Genomic DNA, 5,615 nt, shown 5'->3' on the forward strand with positions numbered 1-5,615 from the left:
GAACTTTATTTAAATCTTGTAGTGCCGCTTGGGGGCCATGCATTCCTGGGCAATCGGGAAGAAGTCCAGTGGCATTGGCAATAGCTGCCATTTCAACCATCGTTTTGGAACCATCAATAAATTCAACTAACATGCGCACATTCATATTACGCCGTAATGCTTCTTCTTCGTAAACATCAGGTGTGGCGTCAAAGAGCAGAGGATTATTTTTTCCCTTCCCCGCTGCAACAATCTTATGCCCAAGAGCTGAAACAAACTCGATGAGTTCCATACAGGAAGTTGGTTCATCTCCGGCACCAAGGGTATAAATAAGCCCTCGTTTTTCTGCTTCATGTTTCAGATACGCGCCAATTGTAACATCCGCTTCAACATTCATCATGACAAGATGTTTGTTGTTTTCAAGCGCTTTAAAGCCAATTTCCGCTCCCGCTTCAGGATAGCCTGTTGCATCAACGATAATATCAATTTGTTCATGGCGTAAAACAAGGTCGATATCGTCTGTTGCTGCAATCAAACCTTTTTCAATGCTTTGCGTGAGGGCATGAGCATTTTCAACGTTACAGACATGTCCCTCTTCGCCATAGGCAAGTGTTGCAGCATCAAAAATACGTGACGGCGTCCTTGTGGCTACAGCAGCAACTGTTATTCCCTCCATTTGCGCAATACTTGATAATAAATCTGTGCCCATCTCCCCACAACCCATCAGTCCAATACGGATGGGGGGATGGTTTTCTACACGTTTCTTCAAATCACGCGCTAAACCTGTTAGGTTCACATTGCTTGTCATTCTTTTTTCCCATTTGAAAACTATGCTACGAAAAGAGTTTTCTTATTCATAAGATGTATTTGTTTCTAAGACAATTAATCTTTTATTCTTGATGCTCTAATCAATGGGTTTTATAAAAGCAAGGGGGATGATTGCTTTTATCAAATAAAATAGGAATAGCGTTATGCAGAAAAAAATCACAGTACAAGATGTCACTACTTTTATTGGAAAAGAAATGGGATTATCGCAGTGGCGTCTTGTTACACAGGATATGATTAATCAATTTGCATGTGCTACAGATGATCATCAATGGATACACGTTGATGAGGAAAAGGCTAAAAAGACACCTTTTGGCGGAACGATTGCTCATGGGTTTTTAACATTATCGCTTTTGTCTACGCTTGCTTATGAGGCTCTTCCAGAATTAGAAGGGGCTACAATGGGGATTAATTATGGTTTTGATAAAGTACGCTTCATGAGTCCTGTGAAGACAGGAACACGGGTACGGGCACGTTTTGTGCTCGATAATGCAGAAATTCGCCCTTCTGGTCGCGTAGTCTTCCATTATGGGGTTACAGTGGAAGTGGAACAGTTAAAAAAACCAGCTCTCACGGCTCAATGGCTTATTGTTGCTGTTATGGGGGAAAAACTTTCCAATTCTTAAGATTATTTGAGTACTGTGTTTGATAAGAATTCTCATACAATTTTGTTCAAATTTTCTTCGATGGTAAAATTAAGAATATAAGGATAAATATTGTACTGCATTTATTCTGAATGCGAGTCTAGAATATTGTAAAACTCTCTCATTTTAAATTTATTTCCATGTTGAAATAATCAAAACTATTTATTTGCACGTTTAAAAGTGGGGAAGACTGTATGGAGTGAAACTGTGCAGACAAGCTATGTCTTTGAATCATCTCAAGTATCAAGGGATGGGGTACGGTATTGGATGTTTGCAAAGTATCTGATGGTTCCGGTGTACTTTTTTATAAAGCGTAAAGATGGAGGTTCAGTGGATGAGCTATTATACCATTTATGGCTGCTGTTGCGAAATGAAAAATGGACGTGAAAACCTTGATGTATTTTTAAAAGCGTATGAAGATGTGAGCTAAATCTATTTCATTTAGGGCATTCTATTTTATGAGTAGGTTGTGATTTATTAAAAACGCGATAATTAAAACATGGGACAATGCGTAATCTCCATTATTTATTGTTTTAAACGCTTTTGAAAGTTTTAATACTAAACTAAAGAATAATGGTAAGGATGAAAATTGGTTTATATCTTTATGCTTTTAGGATTGTTTCAAAATTAGCTGGACTTCCCATTTTAGCAACTATGTTTGACAGATCCGCAATGCCGCTCGCTTGCATTTTGGCATACAAAAGCAGGAACAGTGTTTAGAATTTTTATCTCACTCAATCTAGATGTTGATGTACATATAGGTTGCAGTTAAAGCATAAACCTTGTTTAAGAAAATAAAATAACGTCATAGAAAGTATGGATAGACTAGCAATGGATTGACGAGATGTCTGTTTTTATCAAAAACTTTGGGAGACAACACTCATATATTAAGAGTCATCAATCATAATTATGGTGGAGGTGTTATCACCTTGTTTGTTATAGCGGATTGTTTTGTCTGCTCGACTGTTTTGATAAGGTATTATGGTTGGATTGTGATCAATAGAGTGATTTAACATGGTCATTTATCATTTTTATAGTGAGAGATAGTCTTTGAATATTACAAAAGCTCTCATCTAATCTCCTTTTATATTGAAGCTATTCAAACTGTTTGCTTAGGTTACAAAATGGGGGCTTATATCGATAAAGTTGTTTAAGATAAGAGAAAAAGTGCTTGGTTTTTTATGAACGCTTTCGATCTCCAAGGGGAAAACTTGGAAGATGGTTTCACTTTAGAAGTGGCAAAGAGGATGATAATGCGGGTATGCGAAATCCTTAGTCTTTTAATGCTTTGTTTTATCAAGTTTTTGTACGATTTTGTCAGAAGTCCATTGGGTGATAATATTGAGCATGATCAAAAGAAGGATGACAATGGTCATGATAAAGGTATTATAGCGTTGATAGCCATAGCGGATTGCCATGTCTCCTAAACCGCCTCCACCAAGATATCCGGCAAGTGAGGTGGCGCCTATGAGAGAAATGACCATGACTGTAAAACCTGTAATCAGGCTAGGGAGAGCTTCCGGAATAAGAACATGTCTGATGATTTGAAGACGGCTTGCTCCCATAGAACGGATTGCTTCAATGAGACCGTTTTCGACGGTTTTAAAAGAGAGTTCGGCCATGCGTGCATAAAAAGGAATAGCTGAAATGGTGAGAACAAAAATAACAGAAGGCATTCCCACCCCTCTTCCTACAACGATACGGGTAACGGGAAGCAGATAAAATGCAAGAATAATAAAGGGAATGGCACGAATACTGTCAACGATGATGCTTAAAGGGCGATTGATAAGAGATGAAGCAAAAATTCCACCACGTGCTGTTGTGTGAAGAAGCAGACCAAGGGGAAGCCCTATAATAAGCGCTATCAAAGAAGCACTTATCGTCATAAAGATTGTATCAAAAAGGGCATTGGGAAGCTCATGAGATAGAACATTAAACATAGCCTAACACCTCGCAATATCGTCCCTTTTCGGTTAACCATTGAACGGCTTTTTTTAAAGCTTCTTGATCTTGAGCAGGAAGGCATAAGAAGAGGCGCCCGATAGTTTCTCCTTGGACTGTATCAATGCCTCCGTGGAGAATACGTGCTCTTAAACCGCTTTCATCTTCCAGAAGATGGAGAAATGGTTGTTGGGCAATTTCACCGGCAATATTCATTTCAATAACAGCTTCTTGACCGATGGATTTAAGATTTTTTGCATATTTTTCAGGAAGCTGTGGCGTAACAAGTTTGAGCATGGCAATAGTTGTTTCTTCTTGTGGGGATGTAAAAATATCTTTTACATGTCCTTCTTCCACAATGCGTCCTTGATTGAGAACAATAACGCGATGTGCAATTGTGCGTACCACTTCCATTTCGTGGGTAATAAGTACAACTGTGAGATTGAGGCGGTTGTTAATATCGGCAAGAAGTTCAAGAATAGACTGTGTTGTTTCTGGATCAAGAGCAGAGGTTGCTTCATCTGATAACAATATTTTAGGATTAGCAGCGAGCGCTCGAGCAATGCCAACGCGTTGTTTTTGTCCTCCTGATAATTCTGCTGGATAACAATATTCTTTACCACATAATCCTACTAACTCAATAAGCTCGAGGGCACGTTTGTTGCGTTGTTTTTTATTTACACCACTTAATTTGAGCGGTAACGCAATGTTATCGATCACTTTTTGTGATGAGAGAAGATTGAAATGTTGAAAAATCATTCCAATTCGCTGACGATAAGGCGCCCATTCTGTCTCTGATAGATTTGAAATATTGATACCTTCAAAAAAAAGAGAGCCTGTATCAATTTTTTCTAATCCATTTAAACAGCGAATAAGTGTTGATTTTCCAGCTCCACTACGACCAATAATACCAAGAATTTCACCGGTATGGATTTCAAGAGATAAGTTGTCAACCGCTGGATTTCCCGCCGTTTTGTTAAAACAACGGCTGACATTTTTTAAGGAAATGAGGGCGTTTTTTTCCATTTAAAATTACCAGAATGTTTAGCAAAACGACGAAAATATGAGGTATAATTACCAGGATGTTTGTGCTGCTGGACCAAAGATCTCTTTGATTTTTGCACGAACAGGTTCGCTATTGTAGGCAGCAACTAATTTTTTGACCCATGGTTCATCTTTATCGCTGGTCCGCACAACAATGATATTGTTATAGGGATTATTTTCTGCTTTTTCCCATGCGACAACATCTTTTTGCAAATCTAGCCCAGAAACCAAAGCCCAATTTGTATTGATAACGGCAATATCAAAATCATCGATAGCTCGCCCTAACATGCCGGCATCGAGTTCACGAATTTGCAAGTTTTTAGGGTTTTTAATAATATCCAGTGGAGAGGCAAGAATATCGTGAGGATCTTTTAATTGAATAAGACCTAAAGAATTGAGAAGGAGGAGGGCTCTTCCACCGTTGGATGGATCATTAGGAATGCCAACATGTGCACCATCACGCAGATCTTTTAAATCTTTAATTTTGTGGGAATAGACACCGATTGGAGCAATAAATGTGTATCCTACAACTGAAAGTTTATATCCTCGCTGTTCCATTTGGTTTTTAAGATAAGGCGTGTGCTGAAAAGCATTGGCATCAATCTCTCCCGCGTTAACAGCATCGTTTGGTAAAGTGTAATCAGAAAAATAAACAAGCTCAATTTCTAAACCAGCTTTTTTAGCTTGCTCTGCAGCGACTTGCCAAACAGTTGCTTCGTGTCCTTCCATGACACCAAGTTTGATTTTTGATTTGTCTGCGGCCATGGAAAAAGTAGTAGACAAAAAAAGTGTAAAGAGAGAGAGAAATAATCCTATAACCTGACTGCGAGAAAAAAATTTTAATGTCATGTGTTTTTAACTTTCTTTTCCAAGAAATTTTTCGAGGAAAGTTTCAATATATTCTATATTCTTTTATGAAGGACTGAGGTTATACAAGCTTTAGAGAATATTCAATCACTTTTATTTTAAAAATAATATTCTTTTTTTCTCTATTTTCCGCAGCTTTGGGAAAACATCATTATTTGTTCATAGAAATTCTCTGAAATTTAGGCAACCAATTCTTCCATTTTTACGATTTGTTGAGGGAACCAATGTCGCTTTAAAAACTTCTTTAAGAGACGATTGGCTTAAAAAGCTAAGCAATCAGATAATGTTTTAACGGTTAATTCATGAGGGACATAC

The 5,615-nt window shown here is 37.9% G+C and carries 4 protein-coding genes and 1 pseudogene; 1 reads left to right on the top strand and 4 read right to left on the bottom strand.

Going from position 1 to position 5,615, the window contains the following annotated elements:
* A pseudogene (locus FS875_RS09230) lies at positions 1 to 787 on the bottom strand (homoserine dehydrogenase); the annotation flags it as partial.
* 163 nt (positions 788 to 950) lie between these two features.
* On the opposite strand from FS875_RS09230, the gene FS875_RS09235 reads away from it, so the two are divergent.
* On the top strand, positions 951 to 1,430 hold the full coding sequence (locus tag FS875_RS09235; RefSeq protein ID WP_144755987.1) for a MaoC family dehydratase: 480 nt from the start codon (positions 951 to 953) through the stop codon (positions 1,428 to 1,430).
* A gap of 1,298 nt (positions 1,431 to 2,728) precedes the next feature.
* On the opposite strand, the gene FS875_RS09240 is transcribed toward FS875_RS09235, so the two are convergent.
* The 3 genes from FS875_RS09240 to FS875_RS09250 are packed head-to-tail and all read right to left on the bottom strand — an operon-like array spanning position 2,729 to position 5,282.
* Positions 2,729 to 3,388 (bottom strand): methionine ABC transporter permease, encoded by a 660-nt coding sequence (locus FS875_RS09240; protein WP_144755990.1) that lies wholly within the window; start codon positions 3,386 to 3,388, stop codon positions 2,729 to 2,731.
* Complete coding sequence (locus FS875_RS09245) at positions 3,381 to 4,415, bottom strand: methionine ABC transporter ATP-binding protein (protein ID WP_144755992.1); 1,035 nt, start codon at positions 4,413 to 4,415, stop codon at positions 3,381 to 3,383. The genes FS875_RS09240 and FS875_RS09245 overlap by 8 nt, the downstream gene beginning before the upstream one ends.
* Before the next feature lie 48 nt (positions 4,416 to 4,463).
* Positions 4,464 to 5,282 carry a MetQ/NlpA family ABC transporter substrate-binding protein gene (locus FS875_RS09250; RefSeq protein ID WP_144755995.1) on the bottom strand — a complete coding sequence of 273 codons (819 nt, stop codon included), beginning with the start codon at positions 5,280 to 5,282 and terminating at the stop codon, positions 4,464 to 4,466.
* Positions 5,283 to 5,615 lie beyond the last annotated feature (333 nt).

It is taken from the genome of Bartonella saheliensis (assembly GCF_902162175.1).

Coding starts and splice junctions, on each gene's coding strand:
- FS875_RS09250 (WP_144755995.1), bottom strand. CDS start 5,282: ATGACATTAAAATTTTTTTCTCGCAGTCAGGTTATAGGATTATTTCTC.
- FS875_RS09245 (WP_144755992.1), bottom strand. CDS start 4,415: ATGGAAAAAAACGCCCTCATTTCCTTAAAAAATGTCAGCCGTTGTTTT.
- FS875_RS09235 (WP_144755987.1), top strand. CDS start 951: ATGCAGAAAAAAATCACAGTACAAGATGTCACTACTTTTATTGGAAAA.
- FS875_RS09240 (WP_144755990.1), bottom strand. CDS start 3,388: ATGTTTAATGTTCTATCTCATGAGCTTCCCAATGCCCTTTTTGATACA.